The 23317-nt window shown below is 59.3% G+C and carries 23 protein-coding genes and 1 pseudogene; 6 read left to right on the top strand and 18 right to left on the bottom strand.

What is annotated here, in order from left to right; genetic code table 11:
- The first annotated feature begins 12 nt into the window (after nt 1–12).
- From PL599_RS20360 to PL599_RS22865, 3 genes and pseudogenes are all read left to right on the top strand, one after another.
- On the top strand, nt 13–855 hold the full coding sequence (locus tag PL599_RS20360; RefSeq protein WP_271359834.1) for a BtpA/SgcQ family protein: 843 nt from the start codon (nt 13–15) through the stop codon (nt 853–855).
- A 13-nt stretch (nt 856–868) separates the two neighbouring features.
- The gene (locus tag PL599_RS20355) at nt 869–2149 is read left to right on the top strand and encodes a Zn-dependent hydrolase (RefSeq protein ID WP_269827032.1); all 1281 of its coding nucleotides are present in this window, start codon (nt 869–871) and stop codon (nt 2147–2149) included.
- 55 nt (nt 2150–2204) lie between these two features.
- Nucleotides 2205–2323, top strand: a pseudogene (locus tag PL599_RS22865) (IS3 family transposase); the annotation flags it as partial.
- A gap of 126 nt (nt 2324–2449) precedes the next feature.
- On the opposite strand, the gene glmM reads toward PL599_RS22865, so the two are convergent.
- The 17 genes from glmM to ruvC form a co-directional block, all read right to left on the bottom strand.
- A complete protein-coding gene (glmM, locus tag PL599_RS20345) occupies nt 2450–3802 on the bottom strand; it encodes a phosphoglucosamine mutase (protein WP_077985273.1) in 1353 nt (450 codons plus the stop codon).
- 190 nt (nt 3803–3992) lie between these two features.
- Nucleotides 3993–5957, bottom strand: a complete 1965-nt coding sequence (ftsH, locus tag PL599_RS20340) for an ATP-dependent zinc metalloprotease FtsH (RefSeq protein ID WP_077985274.1) — start codon at nt 5955–5957, stop codon at nt 3993–3995.
- Nucleotides 5958–6111: 154 nt separating this feature from the next.
- Nucleotides 6112–7449, bottom strand: coding sequence for a tRNA lysidine(34) synthetase TilS (gene tilS, locus PL599_RS20335; RefSeq protein WP_271359831.1), 1338 nt, complete (start codon nt 7447–7449; stop codon nt 6112–6114).
- Between the two features lie 27 nt (nt 7450–7476).
- Nucleotides 7477–8481 carry a tol-pal system protein YbgF gene (gene ybgF, locus PL599_RS20330; RefSeq protein WP_162520608.1) on the bottom strand — a complete coding sequence of 335 codons (1005 nt, stop codon included), beginning with the start codon at nt 8479–8481 and terminating at the stop codon, nt 7477–7479.
- Nucleotides 8482–8639: 158 nt separating this feature from the next.
- Complete coding sequence (gene pal, locus PL599_RS20325; RefSeq protein ID WP_077985275.1) at nt 8640–9173, bottom strand: peptidoglycan-associated lipoprotein Pal; 534 nt, start codon at nt 9171–9173, stop codon at nt 8640–8642.
- 209 nt (nt 9174–9382) lie between these two features.
- Complete coding sequence (tolB, locus tag PL599_RS20320) at nt 9383–10690, bottom strand: Tol-Pal system beta propeller repeat protein TolB (RefSeq protein ID WP_077985354.1); 1308 nt, start codon at nt 10688–10690, stop codon at nt 9383–9385.
- Between the two features lie 20 nt (nt 10691–10710).
- Nucleotides 10711–11880 (bottom strand): hypothetical protein, encoded by a 1170-nt coding sequence (locus PL599_RS20315; protein WP_077985276.1) that lies wholly within the window; start codon nt 11878–11880, stop codon nt 10711–10713.
- Between the two features lie 9 nt (nt 11881–11889).
- On the bottom strand, nt 11890–12345 hold the full coding sequence (gene tolR / locus PL599_RS20310) for a protein TolR (protein ID WP_077985277.1): 456 nt from the start codon (nt 12343–12345) through the stop codon (nt 11890–11892).
- Nucleotides 12346–12397: 52 nt separating this feature from the next.
- Nucleotides 12398–13117 carry a protein TolQ gene (gene tolQ / locus PL599_RS20305; RefSeq protein WP_003497570.1) on the bottom strand — a complete coding sequence of 240 codons (720 nt, stop codon included), beginning with the start codon at nt 13115–13117 and terminating at the stop codon, nt 12398–12400.
- Between the two features lie 261 nt (nt 13118–13378).
- Entirely contained in the window at nt 13379–13819 is a 441-nt protein-coding gene (gene ybgC / locus PL599_RS20300) for a tol-pal system-associated acyl-CoA thioesterase (RefSeq protein ID WP_065656478.1), read from the bottom strand.
- Entirely contained in the window at nt 13816–14352 is a 537-nt protein-coding gene (locus tag PL599_RS20295; protein ID WP_269823803.1) for an NUDIX hydrolase, read from the bottom strand. The genes ybgC and PL599_RS20295 overlap by 4 nt, the downstream gene beginning before the upstream one ends.
- Entirely contained in the window at nt 14349–14873 is a 525-nt protein-coding gene (locus tag PL599_RS20290; RefSeq protein WP_269823804.1) for an NUDIX hydrolase, read from the bottom strand. Before PL599_RS20290 ends, PL599_RS20295 begins: the two co-directional genes overlap by 4 nt.
- A complete protein-coding gene (locus tag PL599_RS20285) occupies nt 14870–15451 on the bottom strand; it encodes a DinB family protein (protein ID WP_269823805.1) in 582 nt (193 codons plus the stop codon). The genes PL599_RS20290 and PL599_RS20285 overlap by 4 nt, the downstream gene beginning before the upstream one ends.
- A gap of 36 nt (nt 15452–15487) precedes the next feature.
- A complete protein-coding gene (locus PL599_RS20280; protein WP_137411402.1) occupies nt 15488–15706 on the bottom strand; it encodes a DUF2945 domain-containing protein in 219 nt (72 codons plus the stop codon).
- A 51-nt stretch (nt 15707–15757) separates the two neighbouring features.
- Nucleotides 15758–16798, bottom strand: a complete 1041-nt coding sequence (gene ruvB / locus PL599_RS20275) for a Holliday junction branch migration DNA helicase RuvB (RefSeq protein WP_077985282.1) — start codon at nt 16796–16798, stop codon at nt 15758–15760.
- A gap of 126 nt (nt 16799–16924) precedes the next feature.
- Nucleotides 16925–17542: a Holliday junction branch migration protein RuvA gene (gene ruvA / locus PL599_RS20270; protein ID WP_077985283.1), complete on the bottom strand. Its 618-nt coding sequence runs from the start codon at nt 17540–17542 to the stop codon at nt 16925–16927.
- 31 nt (nt 17543–17573) lie between these two features.
- A complete protein-coding gene (gene ruvC, locus PL599_RS20265; protein WP_077985356.1) occupies nt 17574–18086 on the bottom strand; it encodes a crossover junction endodeoxyribonuclease RuvC in 513 nt (170 codons plus the stop codon).
- A 249-nt stretch (nt 18087–18335) separates the two neighbouring features.
- Here ruvC and PL599_RS20260 point away from each other — a divergent pair, with 249 nt between their 5' ends.
- Both PL599_RS20260 and PL599_RS20255 read left to right on the top strand, forming a co-directional pair.
- Nucleotides 18336–20645, top strand: a complete 2310-nt coding sequence (locus tag PL599_RS20260) for a methyl-accepting chemotaxis protein (RefSeq protein ID WP_269834073.1) — start codon at nt 18336–18338, stop codon at nt 20643–20645.
- A 143-nt stretch (nt 20646–20788) separates the two neighbouring features.
- Nucleotides 20789–21790, top strand: coding sequence for an LLM class flavin-dependent oxidoreductase (locus PL599_RS20255; protein ID WP_173991081.1), 1002 nt, complete (start codon nt 20789–20791; stop codon nt 21788–21790).
- Nucleotides 21791–21843: 53 nt separating this feature from the next.
- On the opposite strand, the gene PL599_RS20250 is transcribed toward PL599_RS20255, so the two are convergent.
- Nucleotides 21844–22590 (bottom strand): YebC/PmpR family DNA-binding transcriptional regulator, encoded by a 747-nt coding sequence (locus PL599_RS20250; protein ID WP_003523214.1) that lies wholly within the window; start codon nt 22588–22590, stop codon nt 21844–21846.
- 196 nt (nt 22591–22786) lie between these two features.
- Here PL599_RS20250 and PL599_RS20245 point away from each other — a divergent pair, with 196 nt between their 5' ends.
- The gene (locus tag PL599_RS20245) at nt 22787–23290 is read left to right on the top strand and encodes a pyridoxamine 5'-phosphate oxidase family protein (protein ID WP_269823807.1); all 504 of its coding nucleotides are present in this window, start codon (nt 22787–22789) and stop codon (nt 23288–23290) included.
- The last annotated feature ends 27 nt before the right edge of the window (nt 23291–23317 follow it).

Below are 23317 nucleotides of genomic sequence, written 5' to 3'. Positions count from 1 at the left end.
AAAGGGACTGAAATGCAGACCATATCCGACAATGCGGCCAATGCTATCAAGGAAATTTTCGGTCGAAGCAAGGCGCTGATCGGCATGATCCATTGCCCGGCCTTTCCCGGAGCGCCGCGTTATCGCAACGCGAGCATGGATGCCATCTACGATGCGTGCATGCGCGATGCCGAACGGCTTGTCGAAGGTGGCATGCACGGTCTGATGATCGAAAACCATGGCGACGTGCCGTTTTCCAAGCCCGACGATATCGGGCCGGAAACCTCGGCTTTCATGAGCGTTGTGACAGACCGTATCGTTCGCGCCGCCGGCGTTCCCGTTGGCGTCAACGTGCTGGCCAATGCCCCCATTCCTGCCTTCGCCATCGCAATGGCGGGCGGGGCAAAGTTCATCCGTGTCAATCAATGGGCCAATGCCTATGTGGCCAATGAGGGTTTCATGGAGGGGCGTGCAGCCGAGGCGATGCGCTACCGTTCGTTGCTGCGGGCAGAGCACATAAAGGTTTTTGCCGACAGCCATGTCAAGCATGGCGCCCACGCCATAACGGCGGATCGTAGCATTGATGAACTGACTCGCGACCTTGCCTTCTTCGACGCCGACGGGGTCATCGCCACGGGCCAGCGCACCGGCAACAGCGCGACCCTGGAAGAAATCGAGGAAATCGGTGCGGCAACACATTTGCCGCTGCTGGTCGGGTCGGGCGTCAATGAAGGCAATATCATCGACATCCTCAAACGCACCAGCGGCGTGATCGTAGCCTCATCGCTGAAGGAAGGCGGTGTCTGGTGGAACCCGGTCGAACTGTCCCGGGTACGTTCTTTCGTTGCAGCGGCTCAGAGCGGCCTCGATGGCTGAAAAGGAGACAGCAATGGCAAAACTTTCGATCAACGGCGAGAGACTGCTGGCAAATCTTGATCGATTTGCGGCGATCGGCGCGACTGAAAAGGGCGGCGTCAACCGGCAGGCATTGACCGGACTGGATCGAGAGGCGAGACGACTGCTGGCGAAACTCGCCATTGATCGGGGGTTTTCCGTGTTTCAGGATCCCCTTGCCAATCTTTTCATTCGCAGGAGTGGCCGCGACGAGAGCCTTGCACCGCTTCTGATCGGCAGCCATCTGGATAGCCAGCCGTCAGGCGGCCGGTTTGATGGAGCGCTGGGAACGCTTTCGGCATTCGAGGTTCTCGAAACGCTCGAAGATTTCGGAATCGATACGGAGCGCCCCATTGAGGTGGTCGCCTTCACGAATGAGGAAGGCTGCCGCTTCGCTCCCGGCTGCATGGGTTCCATGGCTTTTGCTTCCGGTAATATCCCCGACAACTGGCTTCATCTTGTGGCAACGGATGACGGCGCCGGTTTTGCAGGTGAGCTTGACGCCACCCTTAAAAGCCTGCCGGAAGCGACCATGCGCGATCTTGGTTTTCCGGTCTTTGCTTTTGTCGAGGTGCATATAGAGCAGGGTCCATCCCTTGAAAAACAGGGCATTCCCATCGGGATCGTGACGGGCATACAGGGCACACGCTGGCTGAAGGTGTCAATCACCGGCCAGACCGCCCATGCAGGCACAACAGCCTTGGCATACAGACGCGATCCCTTTCATGCGGCGGTCAATGCACTGGGATCGCTTTTCCCCGCCATGATGCCGCAGGATCCTGCGGCCCGGTTCACCGTCGGCCGAATGGCGTTGCAACCTGGCGCCGTCAATGCCATTCCACAATCCGTGACTTTTACCGTCGATATCAGGCATCCATCATCAGAAACGCTCGCCAAGATGGAGAGCAAAATCCGCGCGATCGTGCACGAAGCTGCGACGGGCCAAAAGTGCGACGCGAAGATTGAACAGATATTCGACATGTCACCCGCGAATTTCCAGGATAGCATCGTCTCGGCATTGGACCGCGCTGCGCGGGAGCGTGGTTTTCCGACCGAACGCATGTTGTCGGGCGCATTTCACGATGCACTTTTTATGAATAGGGTCGCCCCATCAGCCATGATTTTTGTTCCGTGCCGCGACGGTCTCAGTCATAACGAGGCAGAACATGTTGAACCTGAACATAGCATGGCGGGATGCGACATGCTTTTAGCTTCGGTTCGTCAAATCCTGCCATTGGTCACCTTCGAAGGCCCTGGGCAGGATACGTGCACATGACCCGATCAGTTTGCTGCGTCAAACGCCAAGGACAACGACCAGGCCGAGGAAATCAGGAGAGATGTGCTGCCCGAACCGCGTTGCCGTCTGATCCGGCTCGCCGAGGTCAAGGCGCAGATTGGCTCCAAGCGCCGTCCCGGTATCTATGGCGGCAGGCCGAAGGCGGCAACGAACTTCGAATCTATTCAGACAGTCCATCGCTTCGATGACAACCACGACCGTCCACTCCATTTATCAACAAATACCCAATAAAAAGCCGGCTGCAGAGCCGGCTTTTTTACACGTTACCATAGCGGACGTTTACGCCGCCGAGCGGGCGTTGGCGATAACGCCGACGAGATCGTTGACGATCTGTTCCACCTTCGCACTGTCGTCGCCTTCCGCCATGACGCGGATCAGCGGTTCCGTACCCGAAGGGCGAATGACGAGACGGCCATTATTGGCCAATGCGCTTTCCGCATCCGCAATTGCCTGCTGCACAACAGGGTTTTCGAGCGGTTTGCCGCCGGAAATCCGCACATTCTTCAAAAGCTGCGGCACAGGCTCGAACTTGCGACAGACTTCGCTGACCGTGCGGCCCGAGCGCTTGACCTTGGCGAGAACCTGCAAGGCCGCGACAAGGCCATCGCCCGTCGTGCCATAGTCCGACAGGACGATATGGCCGGACTGCTCGCCGCCGACGTTGAAGTTGTGGTTGCGCATGTGCTCGACGACATACCGGTCGCCCACCTTGGTCCGGGCAAGGGTAAGGCCCTTGTCGCCCAGAAAGCGTTCCAGCCCGAGGTTAGACATGACGGTCGCGACAATGCCGCCGCCGCGCAGCATGTTGTCGGCAGCCCAGCTATCGGCGATGACAGCCATGAGCTGATCACCGTCGACGATCTCGCCGCGCTCGTCGACGATGATGACGCGGTCCGCATCGCCATCGAGCGCGATGCCGATATCGGCCCGCACCTCGTGCACCTTTTTCTGCAGGGCTTCAGGATGAGTGGAGCCGCATTCGAGATTGATATTGATGCCGTTCGGCTCATTGCCGATAGTGACGACTTCCGCGCCGAGTTCCCAGAGCGCAGCGGGCGCCACCTTGTAGGCCGCGCCATTGGCGCAGTCGATGGCGATCCGCAGACCGCTCAGCGTCACGTCGCGTGGCAAGGTGCGCTTGACGAATTCGATATAACGATAAATGTCGCCGTCCACACGCTTGGCACGGCCGATCTCGCTCGGCTTGGCAAGCTGCGCATAGATATCCTTGTCGAGAAGATCCTCTATCTCCAGTTCCAGCTCATCGGAGAGCTTGTAGCCATCCGGTCCGAAAAGCTTGATGCCGTTGTCGGAGAACGGATTGTGCGAGGCCGAGATCATCACGCCGATATCGGCGCGCAGCGAGCGGGTCAACATGGCGACGGCCGGTGTGGGAATGGGCCCGAGCAGGAAGACATCGAGACCGGCGGCGGTGAAACCGGCGACCAGCGCGTTCTCCAGCATGTAGCCGGAAAGGCGCGTATCCTTGCCGATGACGACGCGATGGCGGTGATGGCCACGACGGAATATCGTCCCGACCGCAATGCCCACACGCATCGCCAGATCAGGCGTCATGGGGAATACGTTCGATTGTCCGCGGATACCATCGGTTCCGAAATAACGGCGTGCCATTTAAACTCCAAATCTTTTCCAGCATTCCGGCAAAAGCTGAAAACAGCCGGAAGCGTTTTTGGCTAGATGCCACAAACCACGACAAACAGCACGTAAATTACCGCAAAAATGGCTTATATCTTGTTACCAAAATGAAAAGGCCACCCGGAAACCCGGATGGCCTTTTACAATTCTCAGCTTGCGCGCACGATCAATGCGGCTGCGGCTCCATGCCGCCTTCGGCCTCGCCGTCGCCTTTTGTTTCACCATCGGGCTTCGCTTCGCTGGGACCGTCCTTCTTGGCGCCGGCTTTCGGCACCGCCGAACCACGGCTGCCGGGAGAATCGTCACCCAGATCGCGCGCGGGCTTCTCACCCCTCAGCAGCGCCTTGATCTCGTCACCCGTCAGGGTCTCATATTCGAGAAGACCCTCGGCAATAGCGACAAAGCCATCGTGGTTGTCCGTGAGGATACGCCGTGCTTCCGTGTAAGCCTCGTCGATCAGGCGGCGAACTTCCGTATCGATGGTCTGGGCAGTCGCCTCGGAGACGTTCTTCGACTGCGAGACGGAATGGCCGAGGAAGACTTCCTGCTGATTTTCACCATAGGACACCTGGCCGAGAGCATCGGAGAAGCCCCATTGCGTGACCATCGCGCGGGCAAGCTTGGTGGCCTGCTCGATATCGGAAGATGCGCCCGATGTGATGTTCTCCTTGCCGAAGGTCAATTCTTCAGCAACGCGGCCACCCATCATGATGACGAGACGCGACACCATCCACTTGTAGCTCATGGAATAGCGGTCGCCTTCCGGCAGCTGCATGACCATGCCGAGCGCACGGCCGCGCGGGATGATCGTCGCCTTGTGCAACGGATCGGCCACGGCAACCTTGAGTGCGGTAATGGCATGGCCCGCTTCGTGATAGGCAGTCAGCTTCTTTTCGGCCTCGGTCATGGCGGAAGAGCGGCGCTCCGCACCCATCATGATCTTATCCTTGGCGTCTTCGAATTCCTGCATGGTGACGACGCGCTTGTTGCGGCGGGCAGCCATGAGGGCGGCTTCGTTGACGAGGTTCATCAGGTCCGCACCCGAGAAACCAGGGGTACCGCGGGCCAGAACCTTGAGGTCGACATTCGGCGCCAGCGGCACGTTGCGGATATGCACCTTAAGAATGCGCTCGCGGCCGACAATATCCGGGTTCGGCACGACGACCTGACGGTCGAAACGGCCGGGACGCAGAAGTGCGGGGTCGAGAACGTCGGGGCGGTTGGTGGCCGCGATGAGGATGATGCCCTCATTCGCCTCGAAACCGTCCATCTCGACCAGCAGCTGGTTCAGCGTCTGTTCGCGCTCGTCGTTACCGCCGCCGAGGCCAGCGCCGCGATGGCGGCCGACGGCGTCGATTTCGTCGATGAAGATGATGCAGGGCGCGTTCTTCTTGGCCTGTTCGAACATGTCACGCACACGGCTCGCGCCGACGCCGACAAACATTTCCACGAAATCCGAACCCGAAATCGTGAAGAACGGGACGTTGGCTTCGCCGGCGACGGAACGCGCGAGAAGCGTCTTACCCGTACCGGGAGGTCCGACGAGCAGCACGCCGCGCGGAATTTTACCGCCGAGGCGCTGGAACTTCTGCGGATCACGCAAAAATTCCACGATTTCCTCGAGGTCCTGCTTGGCTTCGTCCACACCTGCAACGTCATCAAACGTCACGCGGCCATGGGCTTCCGTCAGGAGCTTGGCCTTGGACTTGCCAAAGCCCATCGCACCACGCGAACCGCCCTGCATCTGCCGCATGAAGAACAGCCAGACGCCAAGAATGAGGAACATCGGCAGAAGCGTGCCGAGATAGCTCAGGAAACCGGAGGAACCATCACTTTCGGGACGCGCCACGATGGTCACGTTCTTGCTCTGCAAGCGCTCCATCAGGCTGTCGTCGATGACGGGGGAATAGGTCTGAAAGGCCGTGCCGTTTTCGGTGTAGGTTCCAAGAACCCGGTTACCGGTGACGGTCACGTCGCGAACTCGCCCGGAATCCACGTCACGAATAAACTGGGAATACGGAATCTCCCGCGAACCCGTTTGTGTTGGCGACGTCTGGAACATGCTGAACAACGCGATCAGCAGCAGGGCGATCACGGCCCACAAGGCGAAATTTCTGAAATTTGGGTTCATCGAACTCCCCGAACTCACACGGACATATCTGCTGCCCGCCATTATGTGCCCCTAACATAAGGACGACATATGCCGTTGCCAAGGCAAAGCGCATTTTCTGATGCGTTTTGGTGTAAAAACTATTCCATGGCAATTCACGAAAAAGAGGCCGGATTTAAACCGGGGGCTGTGGATATGCGGCGCGCCCGAATAAATTGGAGATTGCGTTCGCCAACTCAAGGTCGAAACGCGGTAGGAAAAGATCGAAAGGCGCAAGCCTCGGCGTGATGGTGACAGTCTCCACCCACGAAACCGGCCCGTCGGCCGCTACGGCAATTTGCGGCAGGCCCGCCATTGCCTGTTTCGCTACGCCAACAGGTAATGACGGAAAAAGTGCGGCGGCTTCCGCAGCATTGCTCGCTCTGCGCGCTTTGACATGCACTGGAAAAGCCGATCCGTTCTTTACGAAGAAGCGATCGTCCCACAGCATCTGTTCGTATGCGCCAATATGAAGCTCTGGCAGGCTTCGCTGCTCGCGGAACATATAAAGCCCGTCCCGCCGGCGATCGAGCAGGACGCGACCAACCGTCAACCGCCCGTTTTCAGCCTTATCGAGGAACCGCAAAACGCGCTCGAAGCTGCTTGCGGCCGGAAAATATGCCCTTCCGCCAAGGGTTGCGATCAGCGTCGCCAGCCCATGCCGGAACGCGGGAAGATCGGGATTGACACTATTGCCGGGCAATCTGGCGAGCGCAGCATGAAAGACCTGTGTGTGGCCGCGCAGGAAAGCGGCCGTTGTTTCGGAAAGCGCCTGCCTTTTGAAAGAGGTTTCCGCATCGATCCGGACGGGAGAGACGAGAAGCGTCTGCCGTACACGCACTCTCTCATATCGGGTGTTCTCATTGCTCGGATCGTCAAACCAGCCGCGTGAGCGGGAAGACACATAGTCGCGGATCGCCTGCCTCTCACACCTCAGGAACGGCCGCATGACCCAGTGGCGGCCATCGTATAAGACCGCATCCGCCATGCCGGAGAGACCAAGATTGTCAGAACCGCCGTTCCGGGCGGCGCGCATCGCCACGGTTTCGCGCTGGTCGCCGATTGTATGTCCAGTCACGACAAGATCAGCGCCGGTCTCGCGGGCGACCTCGGCAATCAGGCGGTAGCGGGCAAGCCGGGAGGCTTCGGAAAGGCCGGAGACCGGTTTGTCGCCCCCCCATCGGCGGATGAAATGGGGGATGCCAAGTTCGGCGCAGAGCGTCGCCACTTTGCGCGCCTCATCGGCGGATTCCGCTCTCAGCGCGTGGTCGACTGTGACGGCGGAAAGGCGTAACCGTTCCTGACCCATCTCCGCCGCTGCCTCATGCAATGCCAGCAACAGGCCGCAGGAATCACTGCCTCCAGAGATTGCGACAAGGATATGGGCGGGCGTGTGCAGATTTTTGACAAAAGACCTCGCCGCCGCGAGCGGTGCAACAGTCTTTTCGCTCAGAATGCGGGCGTCAACCGGCATGGAAATACCCGCCATGACAGGGAAAAATCAGCAGCTCAGGCGCTTCTGTTCGCTGGCAACCTTGTTCAGCACGGTCTTCGAGGCACTGGGATAACGCTTCGGCACCTCGCGCAGCGTGGCGCAGGCGGTTTCGGTATTGTCGAGAGCGGCAAGCGACATGCCGAGCTTCATCAGCATTTCCGGCGCCTTCGGAGATTTGCCGTAGGCCTGATGGCCGTTCAGGAAGGTTTTTGCGGCCTCATTGAATTTGCCCTGAGAATATTGCGCCTCGCCTAACCAGAAGCTCGCATCCGCGGCCTTCGCGCCCTTGGGATAACCCTGCAGATATTGCTGGAACCCCTGTTCCGCCAGCTTGTAGTCACCCGAAAGAACATGGCCGTAAGCGGCCTGATAGATATCGCCTTCACTGGTAAGCGCGGCCGTATTCACCGGATCGGTCTTGCGCTGGCTATTGCCCGTGTTGACGCCTGGAAGGCTGGCGGAGGAATTGTTTGCACCCTGATTCAACGTGCCGCCAACCGGCATTCCCTTGGAATCGAGTTCAATCGAGCCGAGCGTCGTCTCACCCGGCGCGCCTGTCGGAGCACTGGAGGGAGCAGACGGAGAAACGGAAGCGCCACCCTCGGGTGGCGTTTCGATGATCGTTGCAACGTCGTCGGTCGGTGGCGTGGCCGGATTGACCGGACTGGCTTCAGCCTTCTTTTTCGGCGCAGCGGTCGGGCTTGCACCCTTGCCGCTTTCCAGTTCCTGGAAGCGGAACTCATTGTCTTCCTGTGCTTTGCGGATCGTCTCCTGCATCTGCAGAAGCTGGAAGCTCATTTCCTCGATACGGCCGTTGAGCTGCCGGATCTGTTCTTCAAGCTGCTGAACCCGATAGGCTTCATTGGCTTGAACCCGGACGACCGGGGGCTGCTGAGAGTTGATCGTGCCGAAGCTACCCCCCGCACCGAACAGCGGACCCGAAACGGCGATGCCGCTCAAGCCGGTGCAGGCTGCAAGCCCCAGCATTCCCGCCACGACAAGTTTCTTCATCTCATTCGTCCTGCCTTAACTGATTTGCACCGGAATGGCGCAAGCCGGATTTTTTCCATATCAACCGAAAAAGCAACTTAACTTCGGCCAAACTATGAAAAAAACAAAAGGCGGCCCGAAGACCGCCTTTCATTCTCGTTCACAATAACGTCAGGCCATTACATGCCCGCGCCACCGAGAACCGTCACAGCACGGCGGTTCTGGGACCAGCAGGAAATGTCGTCGCAAACCGCGACCGGCTTTTCCTTACCGTAGGAGATCGTCTTCATGCGGCTTGCCGGAACACCCTGGGAAGCCAGGAAGTCACGGGTTGCAGCCGCACGACGAGCGCCCAGCGCCAGGTTGTATTCACGCGTGCCGCGTTCGTCGGCATGGCCTTCAACGGTGATGGCGTAGTTCGGATAACGGGCCAGCCACTGGGCCTGACGCTGCAGGGTCTGCTGGGCGTCGGCGCGGATCGAAGTGGAGTCGGTGTCGAAGAAGATACGGTCGCCGACATTGACCGTGAAGTCCTGCTGGGAGCCCGGCGTTGCGGAGCCCGCGCCACCGAGGCCGAGTTCACCGGCGCTGTTCGGCATGTTCTTCTTGTTCGCGCAGCCTGCGAGAGCAAGCGCGAGCGTCATGGCGATGACAGCCGGGTTACGGGCCAGTTTCTGCATGGGGCTGAGTGCCGAAATGTGTGTACGGCTCATCGCCGGTCTCTCCTTAGGATTTCAATAACGTTGCCGGACACTAACTGATCGCGGTTAATAGCCGGCAAACGCTTATGGTTAACAGAAAGGAAATGTCCCACCTTTTGCTCCCTCACAACACTTTGCGGCAAGAAAGAGGCGCACTTCCCCATCGTATCAAGTAAAACATGACGGCGCCGGTTCATACCGACGCCGTCATGGCAGTCATATCAGTCCAGAAGCGGCGACCATGCCGGATCCGAAGCGAAAGTCGGCGTCTTGATGAGCTGTTCGTTATAGCCCGTCAGGTCGATCGAATAGAGCTGCGGACCGCCCGCGCCGGCGTTCTGACGGAAGAACATCAGCACGCGACCGTTGGGCGCCCAGGTCGGACCTTCATTATGGAAGCCGCTGGTCAGGATGCGCTCGCCCGAACCGTCGGGCTTCATCACGCCGATCGAAAACTTGCCGCCCGACTGCTTGGTGAAGGCGATCAGATCGCCGCGCGGAGACCATACCGGCGTGGAATAGGAACCGTCGCCAAAGGAAACGCGCTGTTGCCCGGAACCATCGGCATTCATGATGTAGATCTGCTGGCGGCCGCCACGGTCGCTTTCGAAGGCAACACGCTGACCATCCGGCGAATAGGACGGCGCGGTATCGATAGCGGCTGTATTCGTCAGCCGCGTTGTGGTGCGCGAACGCAGGTCCATGGTGTAGATATTGGCATTGCCATCCTGCTGCAGGCTCATGATAACTTTCTGGCCATCCGGCGAAAAGCGCGGCGAGAAGGTCATGCCGGGGAAATTGCCGACAACTTCACGCTGTCCGGTTTCCAACTGCAGCAGGTAAACGCGCGGCTGCTGGCCTTCGAAGGACATGTAGGTCACTTCCTGACGGTTCGGCGAAAAACGCGGCGTCAGAACGATATCGTTCGAATTGGTGAGGTTGCGGACGTTGAAACCGTCCTGATCCATGATCGACAGCTGGCGCTTGCGGGCCGTCTTCGGGCCGCTTTCGGAGACGAAAACGACGCGGGTATCGAAGTAGCCCTTTTCACCGGTGATGCGCTCATAGATGGCGTCGGCGATGATGTGGGCGACGCGCCGCCAATTTTCCGGCTGGGTGAAGAACTGCTGGCCGGTCATCTGCTGGCCCGCGAACGTATCCCACAGACGGAACTCGGCGCGAAGGCGGCCATCGCTTTCACGCGTGACACGGCCGGTCACGAGCGCCTGGGCGTTGATGACCTTCCAGTCCTCGAAACGCGGCTGCTGATCCGGATTGCTGATCTTTTCGATGAAAGCGTTCTTGTTGACCGGCGCGAATAGGCCGGAGCGCTGCAGGTCGGCGGCAATCACCGCGGAAACCTGTGCGCCGATGCCGTCGCTCGACATGAAGTCGGTGATGGCGATGGGCAGCGGCTCGACATTGCCCTTGTTGATGTTGATTTCCACCCGCGCAAAAGCCGGTGCGGAGAAAACCGACATGAGGGCCGCGACAGCGAGCACCAGCCGGATCGGCGAAAATATCTTCATGTTGCCAGGCCTTTCAGCATTCATAGCAATTCACTGGGATCGAAGTTCACGACAACTTCGTTCCATGCGTCATATTTATCGGCAGGAAGGTTCGTGAAAGGAGCAGAACGCATGATGGCGCGATACGCTCCGCCGGAAAGAGCACGGCGCGTCCCTTCGGAACCGCCGGTCGCCTCGATCTCGGGCCGACCGATGATCGACCCATCACGGTCGAGCTTCATGGTGACCCGGACGCGAACGTCCGAGGCATCTGCCATGCCGGGAATGATCTGCCAGTTCTTCTGGATCGCGCCGCGCAGCGCATCCATTTCCGTCTGGCTGAGCGTCGAACCGCCCGTCGTCTTCTTGCCGCCAAGCGAGGCCTGTTGGGTGGAACGCTTTGCGCCGCCGCCCGAAGGCGCCTGCTTGTTCAAAAGCGCGGCGATATCGTCAGCGTTAAAATCGCTTTCCTTCGAAGAGGCCGATTTCGCAGTCTCCTGCTTCTTCTCGCCGGGTTTCTTGTCGGAAGGCTTGTCAGTTGACTTCGCCTGATCGGGCTTGGTCTCGGCCGGTTTTTCAGCGGGCTTCTGCTCTGCGGGCTTGGTCTCAGCCTGCTTCGGCTCTTCCGGCTTCGGCGGCTCGGGGCGGGAATTCGGGCGAGGAACGTTCTGCGGCACGGGGATTTCGGCCGGTTCCTGCTGCGCGGGCGGCGGCTCTTCGGCCTTGGTTTCCTGCGGCGGCGGTTCCGGCTTCGGCTGCGGCGCGATCTCGGGCTTGGTTTGCGGCAAGGCAGCCATTTCCTGCGGCTTCGGAGCCGAGGTTTCTTCCTTGACGATTTCCTTTACCTCGTTCGCCTTGGTATCGACGACGGGTTGCGGCTTTTCCTGCTTTGGCGGAGCGGCGGCGCTGAGATTGTCGTTGGGCTTGGTGGTCGGGGTCGGCGGCGCTTCGATATCGGCCGTGTTGTTGCCGACATTCTGGGCGTTCTCGACAATATCCGGCCGCGTAGTCGGCACCGGGGCTGACTTTTCCGCTTTCGGCGCGTTCTTGTCGCCCTGCTGGATCTGGCTCAGCTCCTCGATAGGCACCAGTTCCACCGGCAGGGCCTCTGCCTGCGACACGTCAAGCGGCTCCGGCGAGCCCAGGGAAACAAGGGCGAAAGCCAGAAGCGACGCGTGCACGATCGCGGATGTGGTAAGGCTGCCCTTCATCGCTTTACGTCAATTGTCCTGTTTCTGCTGGGTCACGAGGCCGATATTCTTGAAACCAGCCGCCTGGATACGCGCCATCACATCGGCAACGACGCCATATGCAGCAACGGAATCCGCGCGCACGAAGATGCGTTCGTTATAACCTGTCGTGGCAATCGCCTGCAGCTTGTCGGCCACTTCGGCCGCCTGGATTTCGGTTTCCTGCAAATGGATCTGGCCATTGGCATTGACGGAAATCGTGATCGGCTGCGTGTCCGAGTTCAGCGCATTGGCGGATGTCTGCGGCAGGTCGATCGGCACGCCGACAGTCATCATCGGCGCCGCCACCATGAAGATGATGAGCAGCACGAGCATGACGTCGACCAACGGCGTCACGTTGATCTCGCTGATCGCACCGCCCCTGCGTCGTCCGCCGCGCCCCCTGCGTCCACCGGAACCGCCGCCGCCACCTGCTGACATACCCATATCATCTACTCCATTTTGCCTTGCGGCAAATTACTGCACAGCATGCGGCCGCTTATTGGGCGGCCTGCCGTGTCTGAAGTTTTTCATCGATCTGGCGTGACAGGATCGCGGAGAACTCGTCGGCAAAACCTTCCATGCGGGCGGAAAGCTTATGCGCGTCGGCCGTGAACTTGTTGTAGGCGATAACCGCGGGAATAGCCGCGACAAGACCGATAGCTGTCGCCAGAAGCGCTTCGGCGATACCCGGCGCCACGACCGCAAGGTTGGTGGACTTCGAACCGGCAATCGCCTGGAACGAGGTCATGATACCAACGACCGTACCGAAGAGACCGATGAAGGGACCGGCCGAACCAATGGTGGCGAGCGAACCGAGGCGCGCCTCGTATTGTTCGCCTTCACGCGCAATCGTCACGTCCATCGCCCGGTCGATACGCATCTGCAGACCGATGGGCGAGCGTGCGCCGCGCTCGAAGGACTTTTTCCATTCGCGCATGGCGGAAACGAAAATCGCCGCAAGACCGCCGTTCTGGCGTTCCGCCAGCGTGCGGTAAAGCTCTTCAAGCGACTGGCCCGACCAGAACACCTGTTCGAACTGGTCGAACTGGCGTTTTGCCTTGCCGAAGCTCACATACTTGTCGAAGACGATCGCCCACGTCCAGACCGAGGCGGCGATAAGTCCGATCATCACGAGCTTCACGATGAGGCCCGCCTGCATAAACAGCGCCCAGAGACTTACATCGTGCGTCGCCGCTGCCAAACCTGCCTGTTCCATAAATATCCAATCCCCGAATCCAAACGCCCGGTACGGGACCGGGCGATTCAAACGCGTGTTAACGCTCGAAGCTATGCGGCCGCAGCCGCCAACCCCTTAGCCATACCCCGATACTTGCCAGTAAGCCTTACTTGCCAATAAATTTGGTGAAAGGAAGGCGTGCGCCGCACAAATACCAGTTGCTAAAGTAAGACACCATTATGGTTAAAGGAATGTTACAGCCCGGCGACGCAGGACGAGTTTACTGGACCGGGCCGCCGATTACTTCAGGAATTTTTCCGCTACCGTCTCCGGAAGGCGCCTCGGCCGACCATTGGCATTGATGACGGCGATGATGACCTTGGCGGCGACAAGCAGCGTTTCGCCGCGTCGGATTTCCTGATTGAGCACCATTTTCGCGCCGCCCGCCTTTTCGGTGATGGTGGTGATGGTCAAGACGTCATCCATCCGCGCCGGGCTCTTGAAATCGATCTCCATGCGGTGAACAACGAAGACCAGACCCTCCTCATCGGCGGTCAGAAGCGCGCTTTGTTCGCAGCCCAGGCACCGCAGGTAATCGGTGCGGCCGCGCTCGAGAAAATGCAGATAACGGGCGTGGTAAACTAGGCCGGAGAAATCCGTATCCTCATAATAGACCCGCTGGGTCAGGCGGTGGCCATGTTCGATGAGTTCGCCTGAAAGCGAAACCACAAGCTCGCTCATAGTGTCTCCTTGAGAATTTCGGCTACACGGGCCCGACCTTCCCGAACGATAAGATGCGCGTGCAACGGAGGCAGCGCCTCGATACGTTCCGCGATAAACCGGGGTCGGAGATCATTTTGCAGCAGGGCAGCACGCTGGGCGGCCAGCCAGCGGAATTCCACTTCGACTCCATCGAGCACCCGATGCACGATATCGCTTTCATGGAACGGCAAAGGCTGGTGAAGTGAGATCAGATAATAAAATCCCAGCTCGTGGGCTGCGTACTCGCCAAAGGTGAAAAAATTCTCGGCCGACCAGAGAAGGCGTTCGACCGAACAATCCCGGTCAAGTTCCTCACCGATTTCGCGGATAATGGTTTCCTCAGAGCTTTCGCCGATTTCCGCCCGACCACCCGGCAGGGCCCAATAGCTGTCGCCAACACCGCGCTGAACGAGAACATGATCATTCTGGAAAATAAGCGCCGCAACCCGCATGCTGAAAAGCTGCGGTTTCCGCTCCAGCCGGATCATGTGGCGTTCAGGCGCAGAGGTCATTTATCGTCCAGATCGCCGTCATGCCAGACGAGGTGTCGTGTGGCCTTCGGCAGGTTCTCTATTTCGTCGGCGATGAAATAGGGCGGAATATCGAGCGCCGTCAATGCCTGCCGGGTTGCCGCGACCCAGCGGAACTCGAGTTCGTTATCGCCGTCCTGAACGCGGTGAATGATGTCAGAGGGATGGAATGCGAGTGTGTCCGGCAAATCCATCAGGTAATAAAACCCGAGTTCGTGCCAGTCCTTGCCCTCGTAGTGGAAAAAATTCTCCACTGCCCAGAGGAGCCGCCCGATCTTGGCCTCGGCACCAAGTTCCTCGACCATTTCACGCGCCAGCGTTTCGTCGGAACGCTCGCCCATTTCGGCGCGGCCACCCGGAAACGTCCAGAATTTTTCATGCGTTGCCCGGTGCACGAGCACATGGCCGTCGCGAAACGCCAATCCCGCAACACGCATCTGGAAGATGCGCTTCGGCTTGAATTTCATGCGGATGCGAGTGTCCTGCTTGGTATCGTGCGTCATGGTACTGGCCTGCGGACTGGAAACATCAAATCGGTTTCCGTCCACCCTAACGCATCCATGTCGTCTTTTCTCGCTTTTGCATCATCTCCCACAATGAATTCATCCAGTTGCGGCGGCTTGATGGTTGTTCCCGACAACATCGCATGCGCTTGCCCGCGGTGGTGAGTCTGATGCTGGAAGAGATGTGACAGGACATCGTCGCACCGATCCTGCTGAATACGCGTGCCACGATGGATATCAACAATCGCAGCAAGACCGTCTTCATCGAGGCCATCGACAAAGGCGATCAACACCTCATCGAGCGCCACCTGAGCCTCGTGCAGCGCCGCGATGGTGGCAAAGGGTTCCTCATCGACAAAAGCGGCATAGCCAAGCGTGCCGCCCTTGAGGGCGTCGATATAAAACCGGTCGACAATGTAGATATGATTGAGCGTTGCCCTGAGCGTCGGGAAGAAACTGACACGGTGCGCGACGAAATCATCCTGCGGAAGCTGGAAACACGCGTGATGCAGCCTGAAATTGGCCAGGCGGTTGTTGCGAGCGAGTTTGCGGAAGACCCGCAACGAATCGTACGGCATGGGCGTCCTTTCCTGTGACGCCTGATGCGGCGCCTTTCAATCGGCGTGTTCAAGCTCGGATTTGCTCTTGAGAACCTTCGCACCATCGTTCTGTTCGATGAAATAGGCGGGTTCGTCCTTGCTTGCCTTGCGCTTTATCTTGGAACCGGAAATCGTCTTCTCCACATCTTCCGTGAAGATCTCGACGATTTTTCCTTCGCCGGTTCCATTACCCCATTTCCAGCGAACCTTCGTACCCTTGCGATATGCCGACATGATCATCTCCGTTTAAAAGACGATCAAGGCCGACAAGTCTGCTTTGTTCCCTCAATCATCTTCCAGCGTCAGCCGGAACTGCGCCGCCTCGAGATCCTTCGGCGGTTGCATGCCCAAATGTTTCCAGGCTGTCGCGGTCAGGATACGCCCGCGCGGCGTGCGCTGGATGAAACCCTGCTGGATCATATAGGGCTCGATAATGTCCTCGATGGCGTCGCGCGGTTCCGAAAGGCCCGCGGCGATGGTCTCGATGCCGACAGGACCGCCGCCGAAGTTGACGGCGATCATGGTCAGATAACGCATGTCCAGCTGGTCGAGGCCCATATTGTCGACCAGAAGCCGCGTCAAAGCCTCATCGGCGATCTCGCGGGTAACGGCTTCCGCCCGCGCCACCTCGGCGAAATCGCGCACGCGGCGCAATAGCCGCCCGGCGATACGCGGCGTGCCGCGGGCGCGCCTTGCGACCTCGCGCGCGCCTTCGTCGGTCATGTTCAATCCCATCAGCCGCGCGCCGCGCCGGACGATCAGTTCCAGCTCATCGACGGTATAGAAAGCCAACCGGACGGGAATTCCGAAACGGTCGCGCAGCGGCGTCGTCAAAAGCCCCAGACGGGTCGTCGCGGCCACAAGGGTGAATTTGGAAAGATCGATCTTCACCGAGCGCGCCGCCGGTCCTTCACCGATGATGAGGTCGAGCTGGAAATCCTCCATTGCCGGATAGAGAATTTCTTCCACCGCCGGATTGAGGCGGTGGATTTCATCGATGAAGAGCACATCGCGCTCTTCCAGATTGGTGAGAAGTGCGGCGAGATCACCCGCTTTGGCGATGACAGGCCCGGAGGTGGATTTGAAGTTGACGCCAAGTTCCTTGGCCATGATCTGCGCCAGCGTGGTCTTGCCGAGACCGGGCGGGCCGACGAACAGCACATGATCCAGCGCTTCGCCACGGTTCTTGGCCGCCTCGATAAATACCTTGAGATTGGCGCGGGCCTCCGCCTGGCCGGTAAAATCGTCCAACGATTGCGGACGCAGGGTGGTGTCGATGTCCTCACCGCGCTTTTCGGGGGTGATCAGTCTCTCCGCATCGCTCATTCAGGGCATTCCATTGTTCTAACCGAATTCATCAGGTGGTCGTCGCCCCTATATCACGACTATCGCTTCAAAGCGCTTCACGAAATTCAGGATAGACCGGGCTCCATATCCGCTTGACGGGCGTCCTTACCGCGAAAGCTCTTTCAGCCCGAGCCGGATTAGCTTGGCGCTGTCGCCGCCCTCACCGCCGTTCTTCAGCGCGGCGGCAACCGCATTGGCGGCCTGGTCACGCGAATAGCCGAGATTGGTAAGCGCGGAGACGGCATCCGCAACCGGCGCGGATGCGACGCCTTCGCCAAGCTCCTGCTTCAGTCCGATCGAGGCGGAAGCCTCTCCTGCGAAGGCAGGCGCCTTGTTGCGAAGCTCGGTCACAAGACGCACCGCCACCTTCGGCCCGACGCCCGGTGCGCGTGAGATCATCGTTTTGTCCTGTAGCGCAATGGCATTGGCCAATTCGGAGGGCGACAGCGTGGAAAGCACGGCCAAGGCCACTTTCGAGCCCACCCCCTGCACGCTCTGCAGCAGGTTGAACCATTCCCGCTCCAGCGCCGAAAGAAAGCCGAAAAGCTTCAGCTGGTCCTCACGCACATAGGTTTCGATGAACAGCACCACCGCCTCGCCGACGGAGCCGATTTTCGCCAGCGTGCGCGCCGAACAATAGGCCACGTAACAGACGCCGTGCACATCCACCAGCACATAGTCCGCGCCGATTTCCTCGATGCTGCCTTTCAGTTTTCCGATCATGATGCCGCCCGCTGCAATGAGACTTTAAATATTAACCGGCCGCCAGCAGTCGCCGCATCCTGTCACCGCCGCGATTATGGGCGTGGCAGATGGCGATGGCGAGCGCGTCCGCCGCATCGTTACCCTTGAATTCGGCCTTCGGCATCAGGATTTTCAGCATCATGTGAATTTGCTGCTTTTCGCCGTGCCCGACGCCGATCACGGCCTTCTTGACCGCGTTCGGCGCATATTCGAAGACCGGCAGTCCTGCGCGTGCCGGAACCAGCATGGCGATGCCGCGCGCCTGACCGAGTTTCAAGGTCGCAACCGCATCCTTGTTCACGAAAGTCTGCTCCACCGCCGCCTCGTCGGGCCGATGGCTGTGCACGATATCCGCTAGCCCGTCATGCAACTGGCAGAGCCGGGAGGCCAGATCCAAATCACCGTCCGACGTCACCGTGCCGGAGGCGACAAACCGCAGGCTGTTTCCGAGGGTGTCGATCACCCCCCAGCCGGTACGCCTTAATCCGGGGTCAATACCGATGATTCGAATCGTCTGTTGCATGAGGCACCTTATCTTTCCGGCTGCGACCCTGCCAGCCATAAGTGAACAAAACGACAACATTCGTCAAATTTGCAGTGCAGCATTTACCTCTGCTTAAACCGCGTGTCGCATTGTTCCCCCACAAAATCAAAAAAAGGGGAGCTGCGGACATGACGATCCGCAGCGCAATATGTTCGCCATATCAGCCGTCCGATGGCGCCATGCATGCATGGCGCGGGAACTGATCCGGCATTGAGGGCTGCATCGGCCATGTTGAACCGTTTTCATTCCATATCCACCAAAGTGCTGGCGATTTTCCTGGCGCTTATGGCGATCTCGACCGGGGCTCTGACACTTCTCGGCTATCAGAGCAGCAGCGGCGTTCTCGAAGAACAGGCGTCGAAATCCATGGAGAGCATTCTCGTCTTTCGTGGCGACATGCTCCAGGAGCGTCTTGAGCAGCTGAAAACACAGGCGGATTCCATCGCCAAGATCGAATCGCTGCAGATGGCCGTTGTTTCCATGCGCAGCGGCTGGGCAACCGTGCAGAAGAACTCCGGCGACGCGAAGGCGGAACTGCAGCGCGTCTTCGTCAGGGAAAACCCCTTCAACGAAAAGGAAAAGCTGATCAAGCCGGAAAGCCCGAGCGGCTTTTATTATTCGACCCACGAGAAGACCCAGACGGATATTGGCGGTTATTTGCAGGAAACGCCGTTCAGCGACGTCCTCTTCATCGATCCGGCCGGCACAGTCTATTATTCCTACCTGAAAGGACCGGCCTTCGGGGAGACCGTCGCAGGCGGCGCCTGGGCGGAAAGCGGCCTCGGCGCGGCCTTCGCACGCGGCGCTGCGAATGCCGAAAAGGCCGTGAACGACATGGCACAGACCAGCTTCTCCGGCCTGCGCATCGATGCGGCCACGAAAGAGGCCGGCGTTTATTTCGGCGTTCCGGTCGTCAAATTCGGCGCGTTCAAGGGCGTCGTTCTCTTCCGGGTCAAGGAAGAGGTCTTCAGCCAGATCCTCACGAAGGGTGTGACGGCCGGCAGTTCCGAACAATCCGCAATCGTGTCCGCCGATGGCAAGGTTATCGGCGTGGAGGGCAACAGGCTGGTTGGCCTCGATCCGGCAATCTATGGCTTCCACGGGCAGGCGTTGAATGCGACAGGCATGACGATTGCCAAGATCGACCGTGCGGATGGCGAGGCCAATGCCTATGCCCGCCCTTTCTCTTTCGCCGGTGAAAAATATCTGGCGGTGGAAAGCATGCTGCGCAGTGAATTGAATGCGGGCTCGGTTTCAATTGCCGGCACGCTTGCCATGATCGGCCTTTGCGTTCTGGCCGCGATGTGCGCGGCGACGGCCTTCTTCGCGCGGCGTCTGTTCGCACCGCTGGAAAAGCTTGCAGGATTGACCGGCGAAGTGGCAGCGGGCCGTCTCGATGCCGAAATCGGCAATCAGGACCGGAAGGACGAGATTGGCCGTATGGCACGAGCGCTCGGAAGTTTCCGTGAAAAACTCATCCTTCAACGGGAAATGGAAGAGACTGCTTCGCGCACGCGGGAGGAAGCCGAAACGGCGCGGCGCGCGCATCTTGCCGAGCGTGAGGCCGAGGCAGGCACTCTGCAGATGGTCGTGCAATCGCTGGATGAGGGGCTGGACCGGTTGGCGAACGGCAACCTCGCCTATCGTATAGAAACCATCTTCCCCGAAGATCTGGAAAGCCTGCGCCATAACTTCAACACGGCGCTTTCCCGGCTCAGCGAAACCATGCAGGCCATCGGCGGCAATTCCGCCGCCGTTCGTGGCGGCTCCGAGGAAATGCGGGTGGGCGCTGACCAGCTCGCCGAACGCACCGAGCGGCAGGCAGCTTCCATCACCGAAACGGCAAGCGCTATCAAGGCGATCACCGAAGCCGTCCGCGACCAGATCGAACGCGCCGAACAGGCAACGCGGATCGCGCGCGACGCCAGTGCAGAGGCCACGGCATCCAGCCGCGTGATGGAGCAGACAATCGCCGCCATGGAAGCGATCCAGACCTCGTCGCGCCAGATCAACCAGATCATCGGCGTTATCGACGAAATTGCCTTCCAGACCAATCTTCTCGCCCTCAATGCAGGCGTGGAAGCAGCCCGCGCAGGCGAAGCCGGCAAGGGCTTTGCGGTCGTGGCGCAGGAAGTGCGCGAACTGGCGCAGCGATCCGCGGCGGCCGCAAAAGAAATCACCAGTCTGCTGAAACGCTCCACCGACGAGGTTTCCGCCGGCGTGGCGCTGGTGGAAAAAGCAGGCACGTCGCTCTCCGGCATCGGCAAGCATGTCCAGACCATCAGCGCGCGCATTGAGGAGATCATGGAATCCACCCGCGAGGAGGCGCATACGCTCTCGGAAATCAACAGCACCGTCACAAGCCTCGACACCATGACCCAACAGAATGCCGCCATGGTGGAAGAAACGACGGCCGCCATTCACAATCTCGCCTCCGAAGCGGGCGAAATGGACGGCAGGCTCGGACAGTTCGTAATGGCTCCGGAGAATGCGGCCGCTGGACATCGCGCGAACCGGCAATTCCGGCGGGCGGGCTGAGACGGTCGATAGGCAAAAGACCGGGGCCTCTTCGGAGGCCCCAATTTTTTTGAACCATCCTTCAATTCTGCGCGACTTCTCTGGTAAATCGGGCCACGCGCCTTACATCCGCAGCAAAGATTTCAATTTCGCAGGAGCGTCGGATGATCCCCTTTTCCATTCTCGACCTTTCGCCCATCGGCGAGGGCGAGAGCGTCAGCGAGGCGCTCGAAAACTCTCGCCGCATGGCGATCAAGGCTGAAGAGCACGGCTATAACCGCATCTGGCTGGCGGAGCACCACGGCATGCCGGGCATTGCCAGCGCGGCAACATCGCTCGTCATCGCCCATGTGGGCGCGGCCACGAAACATATCCGCGTCGGCTCCGGCGGCATCATGTTGCCCAACCACTCCCCGCTCGTCATCGCTGAGCAGTTCGGCACGCTTGCGGCGCTGCTTCCCGGCCGTGTCGATCTCGGTCTCGGCCGCGCGCCCGGAACTGACATGCGCACGGCACGGGCGCTTCGCCGCAACCTGGATGCCGGCGCGGAAAACTTCCCGCACGATATCGTCGAACTCCAGCGTTACCTCGGCCCGCCGCAGCCGGATCAGGCGATCCTTGCCGTGCCGGGCATGAATTCCAACGTACCCCTCTGGCTGCTCGGCTCCAGCACCTACAGCGCACATCTCGCCGCAGCCCTAGGCCTGCCCTATTCCTTCGCCTCGCATTTCGCCCCCGATATGCTGATGGAAGCAATCCATATCTATCGTGAGCGCTTCCAGCCTTCCGAAGTACTGGACAAGCCCTATGTGATGGTGGGGGTGATGGGGGTCGGCGCCGATACGGACGAGGAGGCACAACACCTCTTCACTTCGTCGCAGCAGCAATTCGTCAACCTGCGCCGCAACGTGCGCACGCAGTTTCCGAAGCCGGTGCACAGCATGGACGATTACTGGAACGAGATGGAGCGTTTCTCTGTCGAACACACGCTGCGTTTCGCAGCCGTGGGCTCGCCTGAGACGATCCAGCGCCATCTCGACGGTTTCCTGGCGGAAACGCAGGCGGATGAGCTGATTGTCTCGATGCCGATCCATGACATCGAAAAGCGGCTGCGGTCGCTCGAGATTTTCGCAGAGGTCCGAACCTCTATAAAAAAGGCCGCCTAAACAAAAAGCCCCGGAGCGGATCGCTATCGGGGCTTTTTTTGAAACATGAGACGTCAGGCCGAAAGCTTGGCGAGAATTTCTTCGGACACTTCGAAGTTGGAATAGACGTTCTGCACGTCGTCATCGTCTTCGAGATTGTCGATGAGCTTCATTAGTGACTGCGCCTTTTCTTCATCCACCGGCACCGTGTTTTGCGGCTTCCAGATGGCCTTGACGCTTTCGGCTTCGCCCAGCACGCCTTCCAGCGCCTTGGAAACCTCGTTCATCGCTTCGAAACCGCAGATGATGGTGTGGCCGTCTTCGGAAGATTCTACATCGTCGGCACCGGCCTCGATGGCGGCTTCCATGACCTTGTCGGCATCGCCGACTTCAGCCTTGTAGGAGATTTCGCCGACGCGGTCGAAGGAGAAGGAGACCGAACCGGTTTCGCCAAGCGCACCGCCGGCCTTGGTGAAGATGGAGCGAACGTTGGAGGCGGTGCGGTTGCGGTTGTCGGTCAGGGCTTCGACGATGACGGCAACGCCACCCGGGCCGTAACCCTCGTAGCGAACTTCATCATAGTTTTCGCCGTCCGCACCGGACGCCTTCTTGATCGCACGCTCGATATTGTCCTTCGGCATGGACTGGGCCTTGGCGTTCTGGATCGCCAGACGCAGGCGCGGGTTCATGTTCGGGTCGGGCATGCCCGTCTTTGCCGCAACGGTGATTTCGCGCGCAAGCTTGGAAAACATTTTGGACCGTACGGAGTCCTGCTTGCCCTTGCGGTGCATGATGTTCTTGAACTGTGAATGACCAGCCATGGAAAACCTGATTGTCGTAATTTGGAGATTGCGGGCCTTATAAGTGCGATAGCCGCGCCATTCAACCCCGCAAGCGCTTTCTCTTGCCGCAACATCAGAAGGAACTGATTTATCCGCTCTTCGTTCTGATCATGAACGCGACGGAAGGGCACATGATTTCTCTCCATCGCAGCAACAGACCGGAAGGAGAAAACATATGGTCAGCCTGACTGAAGCACGAGAAGCCCCGGCCCGCCAGCTCTGGGACGAGATCAATTCCGTCCATGCCGGCATGCTCGGTCTCGAAGGACTGCACAACCACATGCAGCCCATGGCGCCTCATGCTGACCCTAAGACCAACACCATCTGGTTTTTTTCCAAGAAGGATACCGATCTCGTAAAATCCCTGAAGTCAGGCTCGCGCGCGCATTTCTGCGTCGTCGGCAAGGATCATGATTACCACGCCTGCCTCTCCGGTATTCTGGAGGCGCGAGACGACATGGCGAAGATCGACGAATACTGGAATTCCGTTACCGCCGCCTGGTACGAGCATGGAAAGACTGATCCCCAACTGACGATGCTGGCGCTTCACGTCGATGATGCAGACATCTGGGCGTCGACCGACAGCACGCTGAAATTCGGCTGGGAAATCGCCAAGGCCAATATGTCGGATGACAAGACGCCTGATGTCGGCGTTCGCCAGCATCTCACCTTTGCCTGAGAAACGGCTCCCCCGGCCTTCCTCGCC

It is taken from the genome of Agrobacterium sp. ST15.16.055 (assembly GCF_027956555.1).
GTDB lineage: Bacteria > Pseudomonadota > Alphaproteobacteria > Rhizobiales > Rhizobiaceae > Agrobacterium > Agrobacterium salinitolerans.
This window is presented reverse-complemented; position numbering and strand designations above follow the sequence as displayed.

Excerpts from the sequence above, each read along its gene's own strand:
- PL599_RS20360 (WP_271359834.1), top strand. The coding sequence starts at position 13 with ATGCAGACCATATCCGACAATGCGGCCAATGCTATCAAGGAAATTTTC.
- PL599_RS20355 (WP_269827032.1), top strand. The coding sequence starts at position 869 with ATGGCAAAACTTTCGATCAACGGCGAGAGACTGCTGGCAAATCTTGAT.
- glmM (WP_077985273.1), bottom strand. The coding sequence starts at position 3,802 with ATGGCACGCCGTTATTTCGGAACCGATGGTATCCGCGGACAATCGAAC.
- ftsH (WP_077985274.1), bottom strand. The coding sequence starts at position 5,957 with ATGAACCCAAATTTCAGAAATTTCGCCTTGTGGGCCGTGATCGCCCTG.
- tilS (WP_271359831.1), bottom strand. The coding sequence starts at position 7,449 with ATGCCGGTTGACGCCCGCATTCTGAGCGAAAAGACTGTTGCACCGCTC.
- ybgF (WP_162520608.1), bottom strand. The coding sequence starts at position 8,481 with ATGAAGAAACTTGTCGTGGCGGGAATGCTGGGGCTTGCAGCCTGCACC.
- pal (WP_077985275.1), bottom strand. The coding sequence starts at position 9,173 with ATGAGCCGTACACACATTTCGGCACTCAGCCCCATGCAGAAACTGGCC.
- tolB (WP_077985354.1), bottom strand. The coding sequence starts at position 10,690 with ATGAAGATATTTTCGCCGATCCGGCTGGTGCTCGCTGTCGCGGCCCTC.
- PL599_RS20315 (WP_077985276.1), bottom strand. The coding sequence starts at position 11,880 with ATGAAGGGCAGCCTTACCACATCCGCGATCGTGCACGCGTCGCTTCTG.
- tolR (WP_077985277.1), bottom strand. The coding sequence starts at position 12,345 with ATGGGTATGTCAGCAGGTGGCGGCGGCGGTTCCGGTGGACGCAGGGGG.
- tolQ (WP_003497570.1), bottom strand. The coding sequence starts at position 13,117 with ATGGAACAGGCAGGTTTGGCAGCGGCGACGCACGATGTAAGTCTCTGG.
- ybgC (WP_065656478.1), bottom strand. The coding sequence starts at position 13,819 with ATGAGCGAGCTTGTGGTTTCGCTTTCAGGCGAACTCATCGAACATGGC.
- PL599_RS20295 (WP_269823803.1), bottom strand. The coding sequence starts at position 14,352 with ATGACCTCTGCGCCTGAACGCCACATGATCCGGCTGGAGCGGAAACCG.
- PL599_RS20290 (WP_269823804.1), bottom strand. The coding sequence starts at position 14,873 with ATGACGCACGATACCAAGCAGGACACTCGCATCCGCATGAAATTCAAG.
- PL599_RS20285 (WP_269823805.1), bottom strand. The coding sequence starts at position 15,451 with ATGCCGTACGATTCGTTGCGGGTCTTCCGCAAACTCGCTCGCAACAAC.
- PL599_RS20280 (WP_137411402.1), bottom strand. The coding sequence starts at position 15,706 with ATGTCGGCATATCGCAAGGGTACGAAGGTTCGCTGGAAATGGGGTAAT.
- ruvB (WP_077985282.1), bottom strand. The coding sequence starts at position 16,798 with ATGAGCGATGCGGAGAGACTGATCACCCCCGAAAAGCGCGGTGAGGAC.
- ruvA (WP_077985283.1), bottom strand. The coding sequence starts at position 17,542 with ATGATCGGAAAACTGAAAGGCAGCATCGAGGAAATCGGCGCGGACTAT.
- ruvC (WP_077985356.1), bottom strand. The coding sequence starts at position 18,086 with ATGCAACAGACGATTCGAATCATCGGTATTGACCCCGGATTAAGGCGT.
- PL599_RS20260 (WP_269834073.1), top strand. The coding sequence starts at position 18,336 with ATGTTGAACCGTTTTCATTCCATATCCACCAAAGTGCTGGCGATTTTC.
- PL599_RS20255 (WP_173991081.1), top strand. The coding sequence starts at position 20,789 with ATGATCCCCTTTTCCATTCTCGACCTTTCGCCCATCGGCGAGGGCGAG.
- PL599_RS20250 (WP_003523214.1), bottom strand. The coding sequence starts at position 22,590 with ATGGCTGGTCATTCACAGTTCAAGAACATCATGCACCGCAAGGGCAAG.
- PL599_RS20245 (WP_269823807.1), top strand. The coding sequence starts at position 22,787 with ATGGTCAGCCTGACTGAAGCACGAGAAGCCCCGGCCCGCCAGCTCTGG.